20 protein-coding genes and 1 pseudogene are annotated in these 20,511 nt (G+C 70.6%); 14 read left to right on the top strand and 7 right to left on the bottom strand.

Annotation, left to right across the window (positions count from 1 at the left end; translation table 11 throughout):
- The first annotated feature begins 17 nt into the window (after positions 1 to 17).
- The 4 genes from ACIOGZ_RS37815 to ACIOGZ_RS37800 all read left to right on the top strand — a co-directional run bounded on the left by ACIOGZ_RS37815 (position 18) and on the right by ACIOGZ_RS37800 (position 5,049).
- Positions 18 to 1,793 (top strand): ABC transporter substrate-binding protein, encoded by a 1,776-nt coding sequence (locus ACIOGZ_RS37815; RefSeq protein ID WP_363582094.1) that lies wholly within the window; start codon positions 18 to 20, stop codon positions 1,791 to 1,793.
- Between the two features lie 100 nt (positions 1,794 to 1,893).
- A complete protein-coding gene (locus ACIOGZ_RS37810) occupies positions 1,894 to 2,904 on the top strand; it encodes an ABC transporter permease (protein ID WP_350884652.1) in 1,011 nt (336 codons plus the stop codon).
- Positions 2,901 to 3,971: an ABC transporter ATP-binding protein gene (locus ACIOGZ_RS37805; RefSeq protein ID WP_363582098.1), complete on the top strand. Its 1,071-nt coding sequence runs from the start codon at positions 2,901 to 2,903 to the stop codon at positions 3,969 to 3,971. Before ACIOGZ_RS37810 ends, ACIOGZ_RS37805 begins: the two co-directional genes overlap by 4 nt.
- A gap of 34 nt (positions 3,972 to 4,005) precedes the next feature.
- Complete coding sequence (locus ACIOGZ_RS37800; RefSeq protein WP_363619267.1) at positions 4,006 to 5,049, top strand: dipeptide ABC transporter ATP-binding protein; 1,044 nt, start codon at positions 4,006 to 4,008, stop codon at positions 5,047 to 5,049.
- A 121-nt stretch (positions 5,050 to 5,170) separates the two neighbouring features.
- Here the strand turns inward: ACIOGZ_RS37800 and ACIOGZ_RS37795 are convergent, their stop codons facing one another.
- Both ACIOGZ_RS37795 and ACIOGZ_RS37790 read right to left on the bottom strand, forming a co-directional pair.
- On the bottom strand, positions 5,171 to 6,442 hold the full coding sequence (locus tag ACIOGZ_RS37795) for an MFS transporter (RefSeq protein ID WP_363633245.1): 1,272 nt from the start codon (positions 6,440 to 6,442) through the stop codon (positions 5,171 to 5,173).
- Complete coding sequence (locus ACIOGZ_RS37790; protein WP_363633243.1) at positions 6,439 to 7,644, bottom strand: cytochrome P450; 1,206 nt, start codon at positions 7,642 to 7,644, stop codon at positions 6,439 to 6,441. Before ACIOGZ_RS37790 ends, ACIOGZ_RS37795 begins: the two co-directional genes overlap by 4 nt.
- Before the next feature lie 627 nt (positions 7,645 to 8,271).
- Here ACIOGZ_RS37790 and ACIOGZ_RS37785 point away from each other — a divergent pair.
- Positions 8,272 to 8,931 (top strand): trimeric intracellular cation channel family protein, encoded by a 660-nt coding sequence (locus ACIOGZ_RS37785; protein WP_363582106.1) that lies wholly within the window; start codon positions 8,272 to 8,274, stop codon positions 8,929 to 8,931.
- Here the strand turns inward: ACIOGZ_RS37785 and ACIOGZ_RS37780 are convergent.
- The gene (locus ACIOGZ_RS37780) at positions 8,837 to 9,625 is read right to left on the bottom strand and encodes an IclR family transcriptional regulator (protein ID WP_363619264.1); all 789 of its coding nucleotides are present in this window, start codon (positions 9,623 to 9,625) and stop codon (positions 8,837 to 8,839) included. The two genes, ACIOGZ_RS37785 and ACIOGZ_RS37780, sit on opposite strands and share 95 nt — an antisense overlap.
- Before the next feature lie 280 nt (positions 9,626 to 9,905).
- On the opposite strand from ACIOGZ_RS37780, the gene ACIOGZ_RS37775 reads away from it, so the two are divergent.
- Together ACIOGZ_RS37775 and mnmA are read left to right on the top strand one after the other, a co-directional pair.
- Positions 9,906 to 11,087, top strand: a complete 1,182-nt coding sequence (locus ACIOGZ_RS37775) for a cysteine desulfurase family protein (protein ID WP_363619263.1) — start codon at positions 9,906 to 9,908, stop codon at positions 11,085 to 11,087.
- Positions 11,088 to 11,138: 51 nt separating this feature from the next.
- Entirely contained in the window at positions 11,139 to 12,275 is a 1,137-nt protein-coding gene (gene mnmA / locus ACIOGZ_RS37770) for a tRNA 2-thiouridine(34) synthase MnmA (protein ID WP_400989260.1), read from the top strand.
- Between the two features lie 45 nt (positions 12,276 to 12,320).
- Here the strand turns inward: mnmA and ACIOGZ_RS37765 are convergent, their stop codons facing one another.
- The 4 genes from ACIOGZ_RS37765 to ACIOGZ_RS37750 all read right to left on the bottom strand — a co-directional run bounded on the left by ACIOGZ_RS37765 (position 12,321) and on the right by ACIOGZ_RS37750 (position 14,545).
- Positions 12,321 to 13,496: a methyltransferase domain-containing protein gene (locus ACIOGZ_RS37765; protein WP_400989259.1), complete on the bottom strand. Its 1,176-nt coding sequence runs from the start codon at positions 13,494 to 13,496 to the stop codon at positions 12,321 to 12,323.
- Complete coding sequence (locus ACIOGZ_RS37760; RefSeq protein WP_400471434.1) at positions 13,493 to 13,630, bottom strand: hypothetical protein; 138 nt, start codon at positions 13,628 to 13,630, stop codon at positions 13,493 to 13,495. Before ACIOGZ_RS37760 ends, ACIOGZ_RS37765 begins: the two co-directional genes overlap by 4 nt.
- Positions 13,631 to 13,850: 220 nt before the next feature.
- Positions 13,851 to 14,060, bottom strand: coding sequence for a hypothetical protein (locus tag ACIOGZ_RS37755; protein WP_400989258.1), 210 nt, complete (start codon positions 14,058 to 14,060; stop codon positions 13,851 to 13,853).
- Positions 14,057 to 14,545 carry an ATP-binding protein gene (locus tag ACIOGZ_RS37750; RefSeq protein ID WP_400806285.1) on the bottom strand — a complete coding sequence of 163 codons (489 nt, stop codon included), beginning with the start codon at positions 14,543 to 14,545 and terminating at the stop codon, positions 14,057 to 14,059. The genes ACIOGZ_RS37755 and ACIOGZ_RS37750 overlap by 4 nt, the downstream gene beginning before the upstream one ends.
- Before the next feature lie 153 nt (positions 14,546 to 14,698).
- Here ACIOGZ_RS37750 and ACIOGZ_RS37745 point away from each other — a divergent pair, with 153 nt between their 5' ends.
- From ACIOGZ_RS37745 to ACIOGZ_RS37715, 7 genes and pseudogenes are all read left to right on the top strand, one after another.
- Positions 14,699 to 15,961 carry a helix-turn-helix domain-containing protein gene (locus ACIOGZ_RS37745; RefSeq protein WP_400989255.1) on the top strand — a complete coding sequence of 421 codons (1,263 nt, stop codon included), beginning with the start codon at positions 14,699 to 14,701 and terminating at the stop codon, positions 15,959 to 15,961.
- Positions 15,958 to 16,470, top strand: a complete 513-nt coding sequence (locus tag ACIOGZ_RS37740) for an NUDIX hydrolase (RefSeq protein WP_363633237.1) — start codon at positions 15,958 to 15,960, stop codon at positions 16,468 to 16,470. Before ACIOGZ_RS37745 ends, ACIOGZ_RS37740 begins: the two co-directional genes overlap by 4 nt.
- Positions 16,471 to 16,549: 79 nt before the next feature.
- Positions 16,550 to 16,624, top strand: a pseudogene (locus tag ACIOGZ_RS37735) (HAD family hydrolase); the annotation flags it as partial.
- A gap of 337 nt (positions 16,625 to 16,961) precedes the next feature.
- Positions 16,962 to 17,939 carry a hypothetical protein gene (locus tag ACIOGZ_RS37730; RefSeq protein WP_400471428.1) on the top strand — a complete coding sequence of 326 codons (978 nt, stop codon included), beginning with the start codon at positions 16,962 to 16,964 and terminating at the stop codon, positions 17,937 to 17,939.
- Positions 17,940 to 18,227: 288 nt separating this feature from the next.
- Positions 18,228 to 18,752, top strand: a complete 525-nt coding sequence (locus tag ACIOGZ_RS37725; RefSeq protein WP_400989252.1) for a TIGR00730 family Rossman fold protein — start codon at positions 18,228 to 18,230, stop codon at positions 18,750 to 18,752.
- Between the two features lie 13 nt (positions 18,753 to 18,765).
- A complete protein-coding gene (locus ACIOGZ_RS37720; protein WP_363582130.1) occupies positions 18,766 to 19,455 on the top strand; it encodes an SDR family oxidoreductase in 690 nt (229 codons plus the stop codon).
- A gap of 34 nt (positions 19,456 to 19,489) precedes the next feature.
- A complete protein-coding gene (locus ACIOGZ_RS37715; protein ID WP_363582132.1) occupies positions 19,490 to 20,500 on the top strand; it encodes a methionine synthase in 1,011 nt (336 codons plus the stop codon).
- The last annotated feature ends 11 nt before the right edge of the window (positions 20,501 to 20,511 follow it).

Here is a 20,511-nt window from a genome sequence, read left to right as displayed (position 1 = left end):
AGGGGTTGATCTCACCCATGCGCAGGTCCCGTACCGTCGCCCTGACCGCGGCGGCAGCCGCCGCGGTCCTGATCGTGACCGGCTGCACCTCCGGCAGCAAGGGCTCCGGCTCGTCCTCCTCCGCCAGCGGCAGCAGCGCCGGTGGCGGCGGTGCCGACGCCGCCACCAAGGGCATCGTCAACGCCTCGGACAAGAAGGGCGGGACGGTCACCTACGAGATGAAGGGCGCCCCGGACTCCTTCGACCCGGGCAACACGTACTACGCCTACATCTACAACTTCTCGCGCCTGTACGGGCGTCCGCTGACCACCTTCGCCCCGGGCGCCGGCTCGAACGGCAACAAGCTGGTCCCGGACCTCGCCGAGAGCCTGGGCAAGGTCAGCGCGGACGGCCTGACCTGGACGTACAAGCTGCGCGCGGGCCTGAAGTTCGACGACGGCACCCCGATCAGCTCGAAGGACGTCAAGTACGCCGTCGAGCGCTCCAACTTCGCGCCGGACGTGAACTCCAACGGCCCCACCTACTTCCACGACCTGCTGGTCGACAACGAGACCCCGTACCAGGGCCCGTACAAGGACAAGACCGGCGGCCTGAACTCGATCGAGACGCCGGACGACCAGACCATCGTCTTCCACCTGAAGCAGCCGTTCGCGGACTTCGACTACCTGGTCGGCTCCCCGCAGACCGTCCCGGTCCCGCAGGCCAAGGACGACGGCGCCGGCTACGTGAAGCACGTGGTCGCCTCGGGTGCCTACAAGTTCGAGTCCTACGAGGACGGCAAGCAGCTCACCCTGGTGCCGAACACCAACTGGGACCCGAGCACCGACCCGATCCGCAAGCAGCTCGCGGACAAGATCGTGGTCCGGATGGGCATGGAGCAGTCCACCATCGACAAGGACCTGATCGCGGGCAACGCCCAGGTGGACCTGGTCGGCAGCGGCGTCGACCCGCAGACCCAGGCGCAGATCCTGCAGAACCAGAAGCTCAAGGCGAACACCGACAACGCCTACGGCGGTCGCCTGGCGTACGTCGCGATCAACACCAAGGTCGCGCCGTTCGACAACCTGGAGTGCCGCAAGGCCGTCCAGTACGCGATCGACAAGGTCTCCGTGCAGACCACGCTCGGCGGCCCGATCCGCGGCCAGATCGCCAACACGGTGATCCCGCCGGACGTCCCGGGCCACCAGGACTTCAACACCTGGGCGACCAACGGCAACAAGGGTGACGAGGCCAAGGCCAAGGACGCCCTCAAGGCCTGCGGCAAGTCCGACGGGTTCAGCACGGTGATCACCGCCCGCACCGAGCGCGACCCGGAGGTCCAGGCTGCGACTGCGATCCAGGCCGCGCTGAAGAAGATCAACATCAACGTCGAGATCCAGAAGTACGCGCAGGGCAAGTACTTCTCGGACGCCGCCGGTGTCCCGCAGTTCACCCAGGACCACAACATCGGTCTGATGATGATGCAGTGGAGCGCCGACTGGCCGACCGGCTACGGCTTCCTGCAGCAGATCTCCGACGGCCGCGCCATCAAGGCCTCCGGCAACAGCAACCTGGCCCAGCTCAACGACCCCGAGGTCAACAAGCTGCTCGACGACGCCATCACCAACACCGACCAGTCGGCGCGCGAGAAGATCTACGGCCAGATCGACAAGAAGATCATGGACCAGGCGGTCTACGTCCCGCTGACCTACTTCAAGGTCTTCCTGTACCGCCCGGACAGCGCCACCAACCTGGTGTCCACCTCGGGCTTCTCGGGTGAGTACGACTACCTGAACATCGGCACCACCAAGTAAAGAGCCTGGCTCCACATCCCTGAAGGCAGGTGAAGGCAGCGGCCGCCCGCCGCCGTCCGGAAGACCCCGGACGGCGGCGGGCCGCCGGAGCCGCCCAACTGTGTTTGCCTACATCATCCGCAGGATCTTCGCGGCCGTCGTGCTGCTGCTGGTGGTCAGCGCTGTCACCTTCGCGATCTTCTTCCTGCTCCCGCGCATCGCCGGCGAGACCACCGACCAACTGGCCACGCAGTACGTCGGGAAGAACCCCTCCCCCGAGGCGATCGCCGCGGTCAAGAAGAACCTCGGGTTCGACCAGCCGCTGTACACCCAGTACTGGAACTTCCTCAAGGGCCTGGTCAGCGGCGCCGAGTACAAGTTCGGCCCGGACCCGGTCACCTGCCACGTACCGTGCTTCGGCTACTCCTTCAAGAACCACCTGGAGGTCTGGCCCGAGCTGATCAAGCGCGTCCCGATCACCCTCTCGCTCGCCGTCGGCGCGGCCGTGCTCTGGCTGGTCTCCGGCGTCGCCACCGGCGTCGTCTCCGCGCTCAAGCCGCGCTCGGTCTTCGACCGGATCGCCATGGGCATCTCCCTCGCCGGCGTCTCGCTGCCGGTCTTCTTCACCGGCGCGGTGCTGCTCACCCTGTTCAGCTACGAGTGGCCGATCCTGGACAACCTCCAGTACGTCGACTTCGCCGACGACCCGCTGATGTGGGCCCGCAACCTGATCCTCCCGTGGATCTCGCTGGCCTTCCTCTACTCCGCGCTCTACGCCCGGCTCACCCGCGCCGGAATGCTGGAGACCATGAGCGAGGACTACATCCGCACCGCCCGGGCCAAGGGCCTGGTCGAGCGCAAGGTCGTCGCCCGGCACGGACTGCGCGCCGCGCTGACACCCGTCATCACCATCTTCGGCATGGACCTCGGACTGCTCCTCGGCGGCGCCCTCATCACCGAGCAGGTCTTCTCGCTCCAGGGCGTCGGCGCCTTCGCCGTCCAGGCGATCGCCGACAACGACCTGCCCAAGATCCTCGGCGTCACCCTGCTCGCCGCCTTCTTCATCGTCGCCTGCAACCTCGTGGTCGACCTCCTGTACGCACTCGTCGACCCCCGGGTGAGGCTCTCGTGACCGAGCTCCAGAAGACCGAGGCGGTCGCCGCCCAGGCCCCGTCCGGCGACCCCTTCCTCTCCGTCCGCGACCTGCGGATCCACTTCGACACCGACGACGGCCTGGTCCGCTCGGTGGACGGGGTCAGCTTCGACCTGCACAAGGGCCGCACCCTCGGCATCGTCGGCGAGTCCGGCTCCGGCAAGTCCGTCACCTCGCTCGGCATCATGGGCCTGCACCGCACCAAGCGGGCCCGGATCACCGGCGAGATCCGGCTGGACGGCGAGGACCTGATCGCGGCCGGCCCCGAACGGGTGCGCCAACTGCGCGGCCGCGAGATGGCGATGATCTTCCAGGACCCGCTGACCGCGATGCACCCCTACTACACCGTCGGCGCGCAGATCGTCGAGGCGTACCGGGTGCACCACCCCCAGGCGTCCAAGAAGCAGGCCCGGGCCCGCGCGGTCGAGATGCTCGACCGGGTCGGCATCCCGCAGCCCGACCGCCGGGTGGACGACTACCCGCACCAGTTCTCCGGCGGCATGCGCCAGCGCGCCATGATCGCCATGGCGCTGGTCAACGACCCCTCGCTGCTGATCGCCGACGAGCCCACCACCGCCCTGGACGTCACCGTCCAGGCGCAGATCCTGGACCTCATCCGCGACCTCCAGGACGAGTTCGGCTCGGCCGTCATCATCATCACCCACGACCTCGGGGTGGTCGCCGAACTGGCCGACGACATCCTGGTCATGTACGGCGGCAAGTGCATCGAGCGCGGCCCCGCCGAGACCCTCTTCGACGCGCCCGAACACCCCTACACCTGGGGCCTGCTGGGCTCCATGCCGCGCCTGGACCGCGAACTCCAGGACCGCCTCGTCCCGGTCAAGGGCACCCCGCCCAGCCTGATCAACGTGCCGTCCGGCTGCGCCTTCCACCCGCGCTGCCCGTACGCCGACCGGACCGGCGGGCGCTCCGCGAGCGAGCTCCCGGTGCTGGCCGAAGCCTCGCCCGGCCACTACGCGGCCTGCCACCTCCCGGCCGCCGAACGGCACCGCATCTTCGCCGAAGAGATCGCGCCCCGGCTGTGAGCCCGGCCTCGTACCACCTTTCTGGAGAGAACCGATGACGGACACTCAGGCAGCCACGGCCACCGCGCCCGCGCCCGCCCCCGACCGCGAGCCGCTGCTCCGGGTGACCGGCCTGACCCGGCACTTCCCGATCCGAGGCGGACTGCTGCGCCGCCAGACCGGTGCGGTGCGGGCCGTCGACGGCATCGACTTCACCGTCAACGCCGGTGAGACGCTCGGGGTCGTCGGCGAGTCCGGCTGCGGCAAGTCGACGATGGGCCGACTGGTCACCCGGCTCGACGAACCGACCGGCGGGAAGGTCGAGTTCGAGGGCACCGACATCACCCACCTGGGCGTCGGCGCGATGCGGCCGCTGCGCCGCGACATCCAGATGATCTTCCAGGACCCGTACTCCTCGCTCAACCCGCGGCACACCGTCGGCACCATCGTCGGCGCGCCGTTCCGGTTGCAGAAGGTGGAGCCCGAGGGTGGCACCAAGAAGGCCGTCCAGGAACTGCTGGAACTGTGCGGGCTCAGCCCCGAGCACTACAACCGCTACCCGCACGAGTTCTCCGGCGGCCAGCGCCAGCGCATCGGCATCGCCCGGGCACTCGCCCTCCGGCCGAAGATGATCATCGCGGACGAGCCGGTCTCCGCCCTGGACGTCTCCATCCAGGCCCAGGTGGTCAACCTGCTGGACGACCTCCAGCGCGAACTCGGCCTGACCTACCTGATCATCGCGCACGACCTCTCGGTGGTCCGGCACGTCTCGGACCGGGTCGCGGTGATGTACCTCGGCAAGATCGTCGAGATCGCCGACCGCGACTCCCTCTACGCGAGCCCGCTGCACCCGTACACCAACGCGCTGATGTCCGCGGTGCCGGTGCCCGACCCGCGCCGGCGCCAGCGGGCCGGCCGCGAGCGGATCCTGCTCACGGGCGACGTCCCCTCGCCGATCAACCCGCCCAGCGGCTGCCGCTTCCGCACCCGCTGCTGGAAGGCCCAGGACGTCTGCGCCGGCCAGGAGCCGCCGCTGACGGCGCTGAAGACCGGGCACGAGGTGGCGTGCCACTTCCCCGAGCTGGGCGAGGGGAAGTAGGGCGTGGGCCCACGCGAACGATGCGCCGCACCGGAACACCGGCTTTGATCAGCCGGTCGTTCCGGTGCGGCGCATCGTGGCGTCCGGGGCCCTCATCCCGGTTGGGGCGGTGCGGTGTTGATCACGCGTCAGGGTCGGGGCCCTTGCCGGTGGGCAGCCGGGTCGCCGCAGGCATCGCGAGCCCGGCCGCGAGGAAGACGGCCGCCAGCGCCACCCACCCGTACTGACCGGCCCCGACGACCGCGACCAGGGCGACCGGCGCGGCCACATTGGCGGCTCCGCGGCCGATGGCCAGGACGCCCTGGTACTGGCCGGTGGCGTGCTCGGGAGCGAGCTGGAAGCTGAGCCCCCATTCGCCGGAGACCTGGTACATCTCCCCCCACGTGTGGGCGATCATCCCCAGGCCGAGGATGCCGGTCGCGACCAGGGCGTTCCCCCAGCCTGCGACGCCGTACAGCAGGCAGGCGCAGCCGAGGAAGAACCCGCCGAGGCGGGAGATCCGCCCCCACAGGCCCGGGGTGGTGTCGTTGCCCTTGGAGCTCACCTGGACCTGGAAGATCACCACCAGGACCGTGTTCAGGACGATCAGGGCGCTGAACAGCCAGGCGGGTGCCTTGGTGTGGGTGACCAGCCACAGCGGAACGGCGATCTCCATGAGGGCGCCGTTCAGCGACAGCACGGCGTTCAGCCCGGTGAACCGCAGGTACCGGAGGTCCTTGAGCGCTGCTCCCAGCGGCTGCTTCTCGATGTGCGCGGGAGGCGGATGCCGTACGGGCATCCGGTTCAGCACGAGGGCCGACCCCGCGTAGGCCAGCGCCGCGACGACCACCATCGCCTCGTACGCGGCCCGGGTGTCCAGGTACAGGGCCAGGCCGGCGGCTCCCGCGCCGAGTGAGATCCCGATGTTGCTCACGACCTGCTGGTGCGCGCGCGCGGTCACCCGCTCCTCGGCCGAGGCGATCAGGGACACCAGGGCGGGCAGGACCGTGCGGCAGCCCCGCTGCACGACGCCCACCGCGCACGCCGTGACGGCGAACGGCCAGAAGGAGCCGACGGCCAGGTAGCACAGCACCGCCGGCCCCGCGGCGACGGTGAGGACGAGCAGGACCCGCCGCGGCCCGATGCGGTCGGAGAGGTGTCCGATCGGCAGGGCCGCCAGCAGGCCGGCCAGGCTGGCAACCGTGAGCCCGATGCCCACGTCCACCATCCGCAGACCCACCACCCGGGTGAAGAACAGAACGCTGACGGTGGCGAACAGCCCGTCCCCGAGGGTGGTCAGGAACGTGGACAGCGTCAGTCCGCGCACCGGCCCGGCCGGCGGGACCGCCCTGGCGAGGGCCAGCCGGGCAGCGCTCGTCCGGGTCGGGGGAGCCGTCGTATCCGTTTTCGTCACGTGGCGGCAGCCGCCTGGAAGGTGACCGGCAACGTCGCCAGGTAGCGCATGGTCGCGGTGCGCTGGCGCAGTGGCTCCCCGGTCATCCGCAGGCGTGTGGGGCGCCTCAGAATGGCCTTGATCAGCGCCTGCAGCGTCACCTGGGTGAACAGGTTTCCGACGCAGGTGTGCGGGCCCCGGCCGAATGCCATGTGCTGATTCGGTGTCCGGTCCAGAATGATTTCGTCGGGACGGGTGAATTTTTCGGGATCGCGGTTTGCCGCGCCGAAAAGCACCACGACGACGTCTCCGCGCTTGAGCTGGACGGATCCGACGACGACGGGCTCGGTGACGATGCGGCTGGTCCCCTGAACCGACGCGTCGTAGCGCATGAGTTCGTCGAAACCACTCGACAGCAGCGCCGGGTCGCGCATCGCCTCGAATTTGTCGGGGTTCTCCAGCAGCGCCAGCATGGCATTTCCGGCACCGGCGACGATCGAGCTGTAGCCGGACTGGAAGACGACCCGCACCGTGTTCCGGACGAAGGAATCGGCGACATCCACCTCGGCACGGTTGCCGGCGACATGGGCCAGCAGTCCGGGGCGCGGATTGGCCGTGAACCAGGACTCGACCATTTCGCTCAGTCGGCCGCGCGCCTCGATGCCGAGTTTCCTGAGTTCCGTACCGGTCTCGATTCCGTCCCCGGCGGTTTCGGGCGCCAATCCGGCGTCCATGCTCCGCACGATGGCATCCGATATCGCGGCGAAGGTCCTGACGTCCGGCTGCTCGATGCCCATGAGCTCCGAGATGGTCGCCAGGGCGAGCGGCTCGACGACCTCCGACATGAGATCGAACTCCGCCCTGCCCTCCAGGCCGTCGAGCAGCGACCCGACGAGGGCCTCGCCCTGCTCGCCGACGGCCTCCAGGTCCTGGGCGCGCAGGGCGTTCATGAAGAGGCTGCGGAGCGGGCCGTGGTCCGGCGGGTCGAGGGTCTGGAGGCTCAGCCACGGCTCGGAGACCGACTCGCCGGCACGCCGCCAGTCCGTCGCGAACACCGCGGGGTCCTGCAGCACCATCTGGCAGTCGCGGTACCGGGTCAGCACCCAGCTCTGCATCTTCTCGTGCCAGTGCACAGGCTCCGACGCGCGCAGCTCCGCGTAGACCGAATAGGGATCGGCGAGAGTGGAGCTGTCGAGGGGGTCATAGCGGACCGGGAGTTTCATGGACAATTCCTAGGATTCTTGAACGGCCTATGAGGCCCATGTTCCCGCTGGGCCAAGAGCGTGCGCCGGACCCGGACGCATCCGGGTCCGGCGCCAATTCTCGCCGACGATACCGGGCTCTGCCGCGGTTCGGGCAATATAATTAGTCGTTGTAACGCATGGAAATTCACCTACCCGAGCTAAATGTCCCGGCCATTGGCGCGGACTGTCGACGTTCGGACATCGGGGATGCCGGTGCAATCGGCATCAGGGATTTCAGTCGTTGTAGCGCACGGAAGTCTCCTATCCGGTTGTTCATGTTCGAAGCCCCAGTGCTTCTCTCGATGGAAATGAAACTACCACCGGCATTCGGCCCCGTCCATGAGTTATTTCCGGGATCAATTTCCCAAACCAGCCAACCCGGGCAAAGGGTGCATCGAATTCGGGAGGGAAATGCGAATTGTATTCTCCATACCGTACGACCCGCAGTATTTCGCGAATATGTCGAAATTTGGTGTTCACGTCAACTCTGCGCAGAGTGTCCGGACCGGCGGCGGTCGTCGCCCGGGCCCGCGCGTCCGAGGCGGGGCCACGGACCGCGGCCGTACGCGGAGGGGGGAAGGGTTTCGTACGGGGCATAGTTGTTCGGTGACCTCGCAGATCTTCCCCTCCGACGTGCAGCAGTCGCTGGACCTCGTCGGCATCTTCGTCTTCGCCCTCTCCGGGGGGCTGCTCGCCGTCCGCAAGAACATGGACATCTTCGGCATCGCGGTGCTGGCCGAGGTCACCGCGCTCGGGGGCGGCGTGATCCGGGACCTGGTGATCGGGGCGACGCCCGTCGCGGCGTTCAGCAACCTCGGGTACTTCATCACCCCGCTGGTCGCCGCGCTGGTGGTGTTCTTCCTGCACCCCGAGGTCGAGCGGATCAACCGGGCGGTGCAGACCCTGGACGCCCTCGGCCTCGGCCTGTTCTGCGTCACCGGCACCGCCAAGGCGCACGACTACGGGCTCGGCGCGGTGTCGGCCGTCGCACTCGGCATGGTCACCGCGGCCGGCGGCGGGGTGATCCGCGACGTGCTGGCCGGCGAGATCCCCTCGCTGCTGCGCTGGGACCGGGAGATCTACGCCGTCCCGGCCCTGGTCGGCGCCGCCCTGGTGGCGGTGCTGATCGGCGTCGACCGGCTGACCGGCGCCACCGGCACCGCCGCCGCGCTCACCGCCTTCGGGCTGCGGATGCTCGCGCTGAAGTACGGCTGGCGCGCCCCGAGGGCCTGGCACCGCAACGGTTCTCGCACCAGCGAGGAGTAGGCGAGCCGCCGTACGCGAGCGAGATCGCCTCCGCCGTGCAGAGCAGTTCCGGCACCATCCGGGCGAGTTCGGCCGGCGGCACCTGGCTCGCCGGGGCGCTCAGCGCGCAGGCCGCGACCGTCCGGCCGCCGCTGCCCGCCACCGGCGCGGCCACGCACGTCACCGGCTCCCGGTGCTCGGCCGACTCCGCCGCCCAGCCCCGCAGCCGCACCGCCGCCAGTTCGGCCGGCAACTCCTCGTCGGGGGTGCCGTCCTCGGGCAGCCCGGCCAGCAGCACCCGGCCGATCGCCGTCCCGCCGGCCGGCGCCCGCCGCCCGATCCGGGACGCCCGGGCGGTGCCCGGCCCGGCCCAGCTCCCGGCCACCTCGTCCAGGTACAGCACCTCGCCGTCCTGGAGCACGGCCAGCTGGACGGTGTAGCCGCAGCGCGCGTTGAGCGCCGCCAGGTACGGCGCGGCGACCTGCCGGACGTCGATCTCCTCCAGCGCCCGGTGGGCCAGTGAGAGCACCCGGCCGCCGAGGCGGTAGCGCAGATCGGGCTGGCGCTGCGCGAAGCCGTGCTCCTCCAGGGTGCGCAGCAGCCGCAGCGCGGTGGACTTGTGCACCCCGATGCTGGTCGCGGCCTGCTCCAGGGAGACCGGCCCGTCGCCGAGCGACCCGAGCAGGGTCAGGGCGCGGTCGACCGACTGCGACATGGCGCACCGCTCCTGTCCGCGCCGATGGGAAGTGAGAGTGGGACGTGATCCCGGGCCGTGCCCGCGGGCCGGGCCGGGGCCCGTCCGCGGGAAGCGTTCGTCAGGCTAACCGCTCGCCCGCGCGGTGGGTCAAACGGGTGCCGGACACCGGTGTCCGGTGGGCGCGCGGTCCGGGAACCGCCCGGGCGACACCCGGGAGTCGTCCGGTGGACGCCCGGTGGCCGGATCGGTGCGCACACCGGGACGGGGCCCGGGGAGTGCCCTCTACAATCGGATGGTTATGCCATACCTGGACCATGCGGCGACCACGCCGATGCTGCCCGAGGCGATCGCCGCGATGTCGGCGCACCTGGGGGTGGTCGGCAACGCCTCGTCCCTGCACGCGGCCGGCCGCCGGGCCCGCCGGGTGGTCGAGGAGGCCCGCGAGTCGCTGGCCGACTCGCTGGGCGCCCGCCCGAGCGAGATCGTGCTCACCGGCGGGGGCACCGAGTCCGACAACCTCGCCGTCAAGGGCCTGTACTGGGCCCGCCGGGACGCCGACCCGGCCCGCACCCGGGTGCTGTGCAGCCCGGTCGAACACCACGCGGTGCTGGACGCGGTGCACTGGCTCTCCGAGCACGAGGGCGCCGACGTCGAGTACCTGCCGGTCGACCCGCTCGGCCGGGTGCACCCGCAGGCGCTGCGCGAGGCGATCGAGCGGGACCCGTACTCGGTCGCGCTGGTCACCGTGATGTGGGCCAACAACGAGGTCGGCACCGTCCAGCCGGTGCGCGAACTCGCCGCCGTCGCGGCCGAGTACGGCATCCCGATGCACGCCGACGCGGTGCAGGCGCTCGGGCAGGTCCCGGTCTCCTTCGCCGAGTCGGGGCTCACCGCGCTCACCGTCACCGGACACAAGATCGGCGGCCCGTTCGGCATCGGCGCGCTGCTGCTCTCGCGCGGCGCCGCGCCCGTCCCGCTGCTGCACGGCGGCGGCCAGGAACGCGACGTCCGCTCCGGCACCCTGGACGCGCCGGCCGCCGCCGGCTTCGCCGCCGCCGCGGCCCTCGCGGTCGAGCGCCAACCGGAGCACGCGGTCGTGCTCGGCGCGCTGCGCGACGAGCTGATCGCCGCCGTGCTGGCCACCGTCCCCGCCGCGGTGCTCAACGGCGACCCGGCCGCCGAGGGGCGGCTGCCCGCCAACGCGCACTTCTCCTTCCCCGGCTGCGAGGGCGACGCGCTGCTGATGCTGCTCGACGCCCAGGGCATCGAGTGCTCCACCGGCTCGGCCTGCTCGGCCGGGGTGCCGCAGCCCAGCCACGTGCTGCTCGCGATGGGCGTCGACCCGGCGCTGGCCCGGGCCTCGCTGCGGTTCTCGCTCGGGCATACCTCGGTGCGCGAGGACGTGACGGCGCTGGTCGAGGCGCTCGCCCCGGCCGTCCAGCGCGCCCACAACGCGGGGCTGGCCTCGGTGCGGCGATAGTTCCTTGGCGCGGCCGGGCATGGACGGTGGCCCCGTACTCTTGTAGTCACCATGACTGACTTCCCGGGTGCCCCGACCACTCCGTCCACCGGCCGTCTGCGCGTGCTCGCGGCGATGTCCGGCGGCGTCGACTCCGCCGTCGCCGCCGCCCGCGCCGTCGAAGCGGGGCACGAGGTGACGGGCGTCCACCTGGCGCTGTCCGCCAATCCGCAGTCGTTCCGTACCGGGGCCCGCGGCTGCTGCACCATCGAGGACTCCCGGGACGCGTGGCGGGCGGCCGACGTGATCGGCATCCCGTTCTACGTCTGGGACCTCGCCGAGCGCTTCCGCGAGGACGTCATCGACGACTTCGTCGCCGAGTACGCGGCCGGCCGCACCCCCAATCCCTGCCTGCGCTGCAACGAGAAGATCAAGTTCGCCGCGCTGCTCGACAAGGCGATCGCGCTCGGCTTCGACGCGGTCTGCACCGGCCACTACGCCCGGATCGTCGACCTGCCGTCCGGGGAGCGCCAGCTGCACCGCGCCGTCGACGCGGCGAAGGACCAGTCGTACGTCCTCGGCGTGCTCGACGCCGACCAGCTCGCCCACTCGCTGTTCCCGCTCGGCGACACCACCAAGGACGTCATCCGCGAGGAGGCCGAGCGCCGCGGCCTGGCCGTCGCCAAGAAGCCGGACAGCCACGACATCTGCTTCATCGCCGACGGCGACACCCAGGGTTTCCTGGCCAAGCACCTCGGTACCGCCACCGGCGACATCCTCGACGCCGACGGCACCAAGCTCGGCGAGCACGACGGCGCGTACGGCTTCACCATCGGCCAGCGCAAGGGCCTGCGGATCGGCCGCCCGGCGGCGGACGGCAAGCCCCGCTACGTGCTCGACATCTCGCCGGTGAACAACACCGTCACCGTCGGCCCGCTGGAGGGTCTGGACGTCACCGGGCTCACCGCGATCCGGCCGCGCTGGTGCGGCACCGAGCCGCTCGCCGACGGCCGGTACACCGCCCAACTGCGCGCCCACGGCGAGGAGGTGCCGGTGAGCGCGTCGGTCGTGGACGGCGAGCTGCGGGTGCAGCTGGACAGTGCGGTGCGCGGCATCGCCCCCGGCCAGGCCGTGGTGCTGTACGACGGCACCCGGGTGGTCGGCTCGGCCACCATCGCCAGCACCGAGCGCCCGGCTGTCCGAGCGTAGTCCGGCTCTGAGTGCCCGGCCGTCCGGTGCGGCCGGCCGGGCTGTTCAGTGCTGCGGGACGGGGTTGCCCGGGGAGTCCAGCCAGACGTGCTGGCCCTCCAAGGTGACCGTCAGGCCGAACCGCCCGCACCCGGGGCGGCCCTGGTCCGCCCACCACCGGTAGGCCGCTTCCAGCTCATCCCAGAGGTTCCGGGGGCCGGACTGGTACACCTCGTACCTCGTGCGGTCGCGCTCGTAGTCGGCGGAGGCCCAGGAGAGGGTGTCGCGGCTGTAGAGCCACAGTGTGTAGGCGTCGTTGTCGTAGCGCTCTGTCCGCCAGAACGTACCGGGTACGCCGGATCCGATGACGAACTGCTCGAACCACCCGCCCGTGGCCCGAGGGGACAGACTGGTGGTGCTCCGCATCCCGTGTGCTGGCCACTCCTTCCCGTGCAGGTAGGCGTCGAACGACGGCCGGTCCGTGCGCTGGTGGCGGAGTCGCATGAACGCGGAGCCTCGGGTGAACTTGCCGCTCGCGCTGGTCCCGTCGTCGTTCACGGTCAGACGGATGATCTGCTCGCCGCCGTACTCGGTGCCGAACGGGGCGACGATGATTCCGCCGGGGGCCGTCTGTTCCAGCCATGCGGGAGGGATCTCCAGCAGGGAGCAGGTGGCGATGATCCGGCTGTAGGGGGTGTCGTCCGGCCAGCCGTGGCGTCCGTCGCCCTCGATCACGGTCGGTGCGAGTCCGGCCCGGTGCAGGTTCTCGCGGGCGCCGCGTGCGACGTGAGGGTCGTACTCGACGGTCACCACGTTGTGGTTGCCCAGGCGGTGGGCGAGGAGGCCCGCGTTCCAGCCGGTGCCGGCTCCGACCTCCAACACCTTGTGGCCCGGGCGGACGTCGAGGTCCTGGAGCATCGAGAACACCATGGTCGGCATGGAGTTGGAGGAACTCGGGGTGGTGCCGAGCCCGTCGCCCTGGTGGTTGCCGTCGTCCCACTGGGTGGTCAGCGGGATGTCCGAGTAGACGGCCCTGCGCCACGCCTCGGGGTCCTGTGACCGGTACAGCACGGGGTTCTGGCGGGTGCCGTCCGCGATGCCCGGCCAGATGCGGTCCGGGACGAACAGCTCGCGGGGTACCGCGTTGAAGGAGGGGAGCCAGTCCGAGGAGAGTGCGCCGCCGGCCACCAGCGCGGAGGCGAGCCCCTGGGGGCCCGCCTCCTGGTGCGTTTCGCCGGTCACTCCGCCGGGGCCTTGCCGTCGCTGCTGTTGCCGCCTTCGTCGGAGCCCCCGCCGCCGTGTCCGGCGCCCTTGTTGGAGTCGTCCTGCTGCTTGCCGCCCTGGCCGTCGCCGGAGCCGCCGCTGCGCTTACCCATCTCTGTACCTCCGTGTGCTGGTTGGTTGCGACAGGCGGATGCCTGCCGGGTGATGCTCAGCCGCCTCGGGTATACCGGGCGGCAGCTCCCCGAGGGCGCGCGACCGCCCTCGGGGATGCCTCCGCTGTCGACCGTGGATTGCCACTTCGCCGGACGGCGGGAGCCGGTGGGGTTACTGCCTGCCGCCCGTGCCGCTGGCCCGGCGGCACGGGCGGGGGTTTCAGTGGGAGCGGTTGATCAGAATCAGGGCCGCAACGACGATGTGCAGCCCGGCAGCGGCGGACACCCCCAGGGCAGCCCAGACTCGGTCGGGATCGGGATCGGGATCGGGATCGGGATCGGGATCGGGATCGGGATCGGGATCGGGGTCGGAAACGGACGGCGGCGCGTCTTCGGGATCGAAACCGTCGTCCGGCGGCTGCCGGCTCACGGAGAGGTCGGCTTGGGCGTCGGGAGGTCGGCGTGCACGACCTTCCCGAACGGGCGGGGGCTGGCGCCCCAACGGCCCTGGGTGAGCCGGTGGACCATCGCCAAGCCTCGACCCGACGTGGCGTCGGGCCCGGCCTGGATCATCACGGGCATCGAGCAAGAGCCGTCACCGACGAGGATGCGGATGATTCGGTCGCTCGGGCGGCGCACGGCGACAATCATGCGTGTCTGACAGCCGGTCCTGACGGCGTTGGTGGCCAACTCGCTGGCGATCAGGGAGGCATCGTCCACCAGATCGTCCAACCCCCACTCCCGAAGCTTCGCCACGACGAACCGACGCGCGGCGCCCACCGACTCGGCCTGGTACGGCAGGCGGATGGTCGCCGGTGTGGTGAAGCGAGCGGTATCCGGTGTAGCGACGGCAGTCAGCAGCGTTTCCCCAGTGCAGCCGATCACGTTGGTCGGCAAAGCGGTGAGTGGAGACATCAAGATTCGCTCCCGTGGATGGATCAGGGCGGCTGATGTTCATTCAACGGTCACGTTGCGGTCGCAGGAGACTCCGATCCGGTGACTCCAAATCGGAGTCAGGGCTGGCACCGTGGACCTACGATCAGTACACGCTGTAAGGGGAGCGAGACCATGGGTGTTCAGCCAAGTGTGCGTGAAGTGGCCGCTGGGCTACTCCAGGACGAGCGTCTGCTGCGAGCGTGTGCGACCCGCGACATGGGCGCCGTATTCCGGCTCCTCAACGCGCGCGGCATCAGTACCCGGCGGATTGCAGCCGCTGTGGAGATCAGCCAGGGACGGCTTTACGACTACATGAACGGCAAGACCAGGGTCGAGAAGTTGGCGTTGTTCGAGCAGATCGCCGACGCCTTCCACATTCCGGGGCAACTGCTCGGTCTTGCCCGCAGGTCATGGGAGCCGGACGCCACTCCTGGACCCTCGCCCCTTGCGCAGGCTTTACCGGAAGCCGACGGCGACGACCTGGCCACCGTGGATGCCTTTCGCCGTGCGGATCGGCAGGCGGGAGGTGGACGCCTGTACTCGGCTGTGGTTCACCATCTCTCCGGCAAGGTTGCGCCGCGTCTGGTCGATGTTGCGAGCGGCCCGCAGGTGTTCGCTGCCGCCGCTGCGCTCACTGAGATGGCCGGCTGGATGGCCCACGACTCCGGCCGTGACGACCTGGCTGCCCGGCACTTCGCTCGCGCGCTCCCTCTCGCCCGCGCCTCCGGCGATCTGCCGTTGATGGCACACGTAGCAGCCAGCACCAGCCACCTTTCCCTCCAGGCCGGCGATTCGGCGGAGGCCGTGCACTGGGCTACCGTCGGCATCGAAATGGCCTGCCAGGGCCCGCATCTGCCAGGCCTCATGGCTCGGCTGAACGCCATGATGGCCCGAGCGTTGGCAGCCTCTCGGCAGCACGGTCCGGCGGCGCGGGCACTCGACCACGCTCACACCGCACTTGCGGTTGGAGCTGATGACGAGCATCCGTGGTTGAGCCCTTTCGACGACGCTACCCTCGCCAGCGAGTCCGCGTTGGCGTTCAGCGACCTGGGCCGCTCCGAGCTTGCCCTTCGATGCGGTGAGCAGGCTGTGGTCCTACGGGAAGAAGGCCGCGCGCGTTCGCTCACATTCAGCCGCATCACCCTCGCACGCATCCACGCCGATTGCGGAGACTTGGACGCCGCAATCGGCGTCGGAACAGAACTTCTGACCACCAGCCCGACCCTCGGGTCCGTCCGAGTCGTCCATCAGATGGATGGCCTCGGTGAACTCTTCGGGCGGTACCGCGAGTACGGCCCGGTGCGTGAATACCTGGCACGATTCGATGAGGCGCGCAGAGCCCGGCTGCTCCTGCTCGCCGACATCATCCCGTCGCCTCGGGGAGGTTCAACGTGAGACCCGCACCCACCGACACCGATGCCTGGCACGCCTACCTCGCCGAGGGCAATGCCCGGCAGGCTCGCAAGCGCGTCTCTGCGGACGTGATCCTGCGCGACCAGGCTGGTCGCATCCTGACCGTCAACCCGACCTACAAGGAGGGTTGGGACCTGCCCGGAGGGATGGCTGAGGCCAATGAGTCGCCGGACGAGGCCGCAGTGCGGGAACTGCGCGAGGAACTGGGCCTGGAGATCACGGTCCACCGCCTGCTGGTCGTGGACTGGGTTGCCCCGCACGGCCCGTGGGACGACCAGATCGCGTTCATCTTCGACGCGGGCACCCTCTCGTCCGACCTGGCCGCGCGGGTGCGGCCGCACGACGACGAACTGTCCGAGGCCGTCTTCCTGTCCGCGCCGGAGGCCGCCGACCGGCTGCGAACCCGCCAGCGGAACCGGCTGAACGCGGCTGTGAGAGCGATCGCGGATGGCGGCTCACGGTATCTGCGGGACGGGGTGGAGACGTGGTGATGGATCCGGGACAGGAGAAGGACGGCCATGGTTGAGAACGGCAGGCAAAGGGCGCGGCGGGTACCTCTTCGAGGCGGGGATGCTCAAGCGGGCGAAGCGGTCGGGCTGGTGGATCGCCGGGGTGAAGGATCCCGAGACCATCGCGGAGCACTCCTGTGGATCGACAGCAGTCTCGGCAGCCTCAAGACCGAGTCCGCCCGCCAACTCGCCGAGGCGGCACTGTCGATGACCTCGCTGGAGTGGCAGCAGGCCTACCTCGCGTAGCGTGCATCCCGAACTCATGCGCGAGCACTCGCCGCAGTGAATTCATGACTGTCCGTCAAATCCGCTGATCTGTCGGCGTAAACTGCAATGGCCACCGCCCAGTTGGGCGGTGGCCATTCCCGCGTACGCCCGTAAACTTGGCGGTTCCGGCGCACGCGCATAACACCTCGGCCAGTATGCCAGCCCGGACGCGCTCCGGCTCGCATATCGGCCACGAAAGGCCGAACGTGCCCGTCGCCGTCACCACCGAAGCCCTCGCCCTCTCCCGCCCCACCGGCACCCCGCCCGCCAACGAGTTCCGGGTCCGCATCGGGCAGTGGATGCAGAGCGTCCCGACCGGTGGGCCCTGGAAGTCCCTCGGGCCGTCCTTCGTCCTCTTCCTCATGCACGCCGCGCAGAAGGCCGACGCGGACGGGACCAACCTCCACTGCCCGCCGTCCAACCTCTGGTTCTCCCGGGCCTGCCGGGTCTCCAAGGACTCCGTCCCCGGCTTCTACCGGGCCGCCGAGGCGGCCGGGGTCATGGCCCTCGTCCACGGCCCCTCCGGCACCCGGGTTCGCGGCTACGCCGTCACCGTGCCCCTGGGCGGCGTCCCCGACTGGGACGCCGCCCTCGCCGTCCTGCGCGCCGACGCCCGGCGCGTCAAGCAGGAGCAACTCCGCTGCGCCGCCGGTAAGTCCGCACGTGCGGAGTCGGTGAAGTCCGCACCTGCGGCGCTGCCGAGGCCGCGCTGCGGCGAACGGAAGTCCGCACGTGCGGAGCCGGACAAATCCGCACGTGCGGGCTCGTCGCTCCGCACGTGCGGACGCAACCAGGAAGTCCCTTACCAGGACAAGAAGATGGTTGCTGTTGTAGTGACGGGTACCACTCCGCGCGCGAGCGAACAGCCCGCACCGGCACCGCTGCCGCCGCCGCCCGACCCCACGGGCTGGGAGCGGATGACCGAGCACCTGCCGCCCGACCTCCAGGAGCCTGCCCGCGCCGTCCCGGAGGACGACCTGCTGCGCCGGTTCACCACCATGGCCGTCCGGGCGGGCTGGGCGTCCCCGGGTTGGCTGGCCGCCCGCCTGGCGTCCCACCGGCCCGAGAACACGCCCGGCGCCGACCCCGCGGACCGTCTCGCAGCCGGTCTGGTCGCCGTCCTGGGTGTCCTCTCGGACCGACACGCCCACCCGGGCCGGGGGCTCCTGCCCTCCTGCGCGTGAGCAGCAGTGCCGGCCAAGGGGGACGATCACCCTGTCGACCCGGCCGGATCGAACGCTCCTGGCATACTCGGAGTGTCGGCTGCGCGGCTTCCTCGCACGGGACAACGTGACTGCCCGGGCCCGGGAGGTGGACTGCTACCAGCTCTCAGCAGCCCGAAGGCCGAATCGGCAACTCGCCGCGGCCGCCGGCACACCCTCCGGAGAGGACGGCATGATGCTCGGAGGAGGCTGGCCGAGGCCTAAAGCCGGTGAGTGAGTGCGCCGGGGCGTGATAGACCAGATGGCACTATGAACATCACAGTCTTCTGCTCCGCGTACTCGCTCGACGACCGCTACACCGCCCCCGCCGCCGAGTTCGCGCGGCTCCTCGGCGAAGGTGGCCACACCCTGGTGTGGGGCGGGTCCAACGCCGGGCTGATGGGGCTGCTGGCCGACGAGGTGAAGGCGGCCGGCGGGAAGCTGGTCGGGGTGCTGGTCGAGATGCTCAAGCACAAGGGGTACGTCGGCGCCGACGAGCTCGTCATGACCCGTGACCTGGCCGAGCGGAAGGCGGAGCTGGCGGCCCGGGCGGACGCGATCGTCGTGCTCGTGGGCGGGCTGGGCACCCTCGACGAGGTGACCGAGGTGCTGGAGCTCAAGAAGCACGGCATGTTCGACAAGCCGGTGATCGTCCTGGACACCGAGGGCTTCTACACGGGCCTGCGCACGCAGATGGAGCGGATGGACGCCGAGGGCTTCCTGCCCCGCCCGCTCGCCGAGCTGATCCGGTTCGCCGACACCCCGGCCGAGGTCTTCGCGCAGCTCAAGGCCTGAGAGGATCACCACCATGGCCACTCATCTGATCACCGGCGCCGGCTCCGGCATCGGCGCCGTCCTCGCCGAACGCCTCGCCGAGCGCGGGGACGACCTCTGGCTGCTGGCCCGCGACGCCCGCCGCGCCGCCGAACTGCGCGAGCGCTTCCCCGGGGCGAAGACCCTGGTCGGGGACCTCGGCGACCCGGCCAAGCTCTCCTGGGCCTTCGGCCACCAGGCGCTGCCCGTCGAGCTGGACTCCGTGCTGCACGTCGCGGGCATGGTCGAGCTGGGCACGGTCGGCGACCTGTCGGTCAAGGCCTGGCAGGAGACGCTGAACGTCAACCTGGTCGCCCCCGCCGAGCTGACCCGGCTCCTGCTGCCCTCGCTGCGCCTGGTCAAGGGGCACGTGGTGTTCGTCAACTCCGGTGCCGGGCTGTCCGCCCATGCCGAGTGGTCGGCCTACGCGGCGAGCAAGCACGGCCTCAAGGCGCTGGCCGACGCGCTGCGCCAGGAGGAGCACCCGAACGGCGTCCGGGTCACCTCGGTCTACCCGGGCCGCACCGCCACCGCGATGCAGGCCAAGGTGCACCAGCAGGAGGGCAAGGCCTACGACGAGGACCGCTGGATCGCCCCCGAGTCGGTGGCCAAGGCGATCCTCGCCGCCCTCGACGCCTCCCGTGACGCGGAGCTCACCGACATCACCGTCCGCCCGGGGCGCTGAAACGCGCGCGGCGCCGCGCACTAGGCTCGGGCGGGTGAGCACCCCACAGCCCTTCCCCGACCTGCGCGGCGCCGCCACCGGCGTCGGTTCGCTGCCCGGCACCGACGCCCGGGAGGCCGCCAAGACCTCCACCGGGGCGTTGGAGCAGTTGCCGTTCCTGCCCGAACTGCCCGCCCGCGGGCCGGGTGCCGACATGATCGGCCGTGGCGCCGGCCTGCTGGTCGAGCTGTTCGCGCAGACCGAGCCGAGCGGCTGGCGCTTCGCCGACCGCCCCGGCCGGGACACCCGGCGCGCCCACTCCTGGCTGCGCGAGGACCTGGACGCGCTGGAGGAGTTCACCCAGGGCTACCAGGGCGCGCTCAAGCTGCAGGCCGTCGGGCCGTGGACGCTGGCCGCCTCGATCGAGCTCAAGTACGGCGAGAAGGCGCTCTCCGACCCCGGCGCCTGCCGGGACATCGCCGGTTCGCTCACCGAGGGCCTGCGCCGCCACCTCGCCGACGTCCGCAGTCGGGTCCCGGGCGCCCAGCTGGTCCTCCAGCTCGACGAGCCCTCGCTGCCCGCCGTGCTGGCTGGTTCGGTGAAGACCGCCAGCGGCTTCCAGCGGCTGCGCTCGGTGGACCGGCAGGTCGCCGAGGAGGTGCTGCGCGAGGTCATCCGGGGCCTGGACGTGCCCGTCGTCGTGCACTGCTGCGCGCCGGACGTGCCGATCCCGCTGCTGCGCCGGGCCGGTGTGGCCGGGGTCTCGCTGGACTTCTCACTGCTGACCGAGCGGGACGACGACGACCTGGGCGAGGCGGTCGAGGCGGGCACGGCGATCCTCGCTGGTGTCGTGCCCTCCACTGACCAGGCGGTGTCCGACCCGGCCGGTAGTGTCCAGGGTGTCAGGACCTTGTGGCGCAGGCTCGGGTTCGCCCCGGAGCTGCTGGGCCGCCGCGTGCTGGTGACGCCGACCTGCGGGCTGGCCGGGGCGTCCCCGGCGTACGCGCGCAAGGCGCTGTCGCTTGCGGCGCGGGCGGCGCAGAGCCTGGTGGACAACCCGGAATGAGAACGTAGGAG

Origin of the sequence: Kitasatospora sp. NPDC088160 (genome assembly GCF_044741445.1) — a bacterium.
GTDB lineage: Bacteria > Actinomycetota > Actinomycetes > Streptomycetales > Streptomycetaceae > Kitasatospora.
Note: the sequence above shows the minus strand (reverse complement) of the source record. Positions and strands in the feature narration are given on the sequence as shown.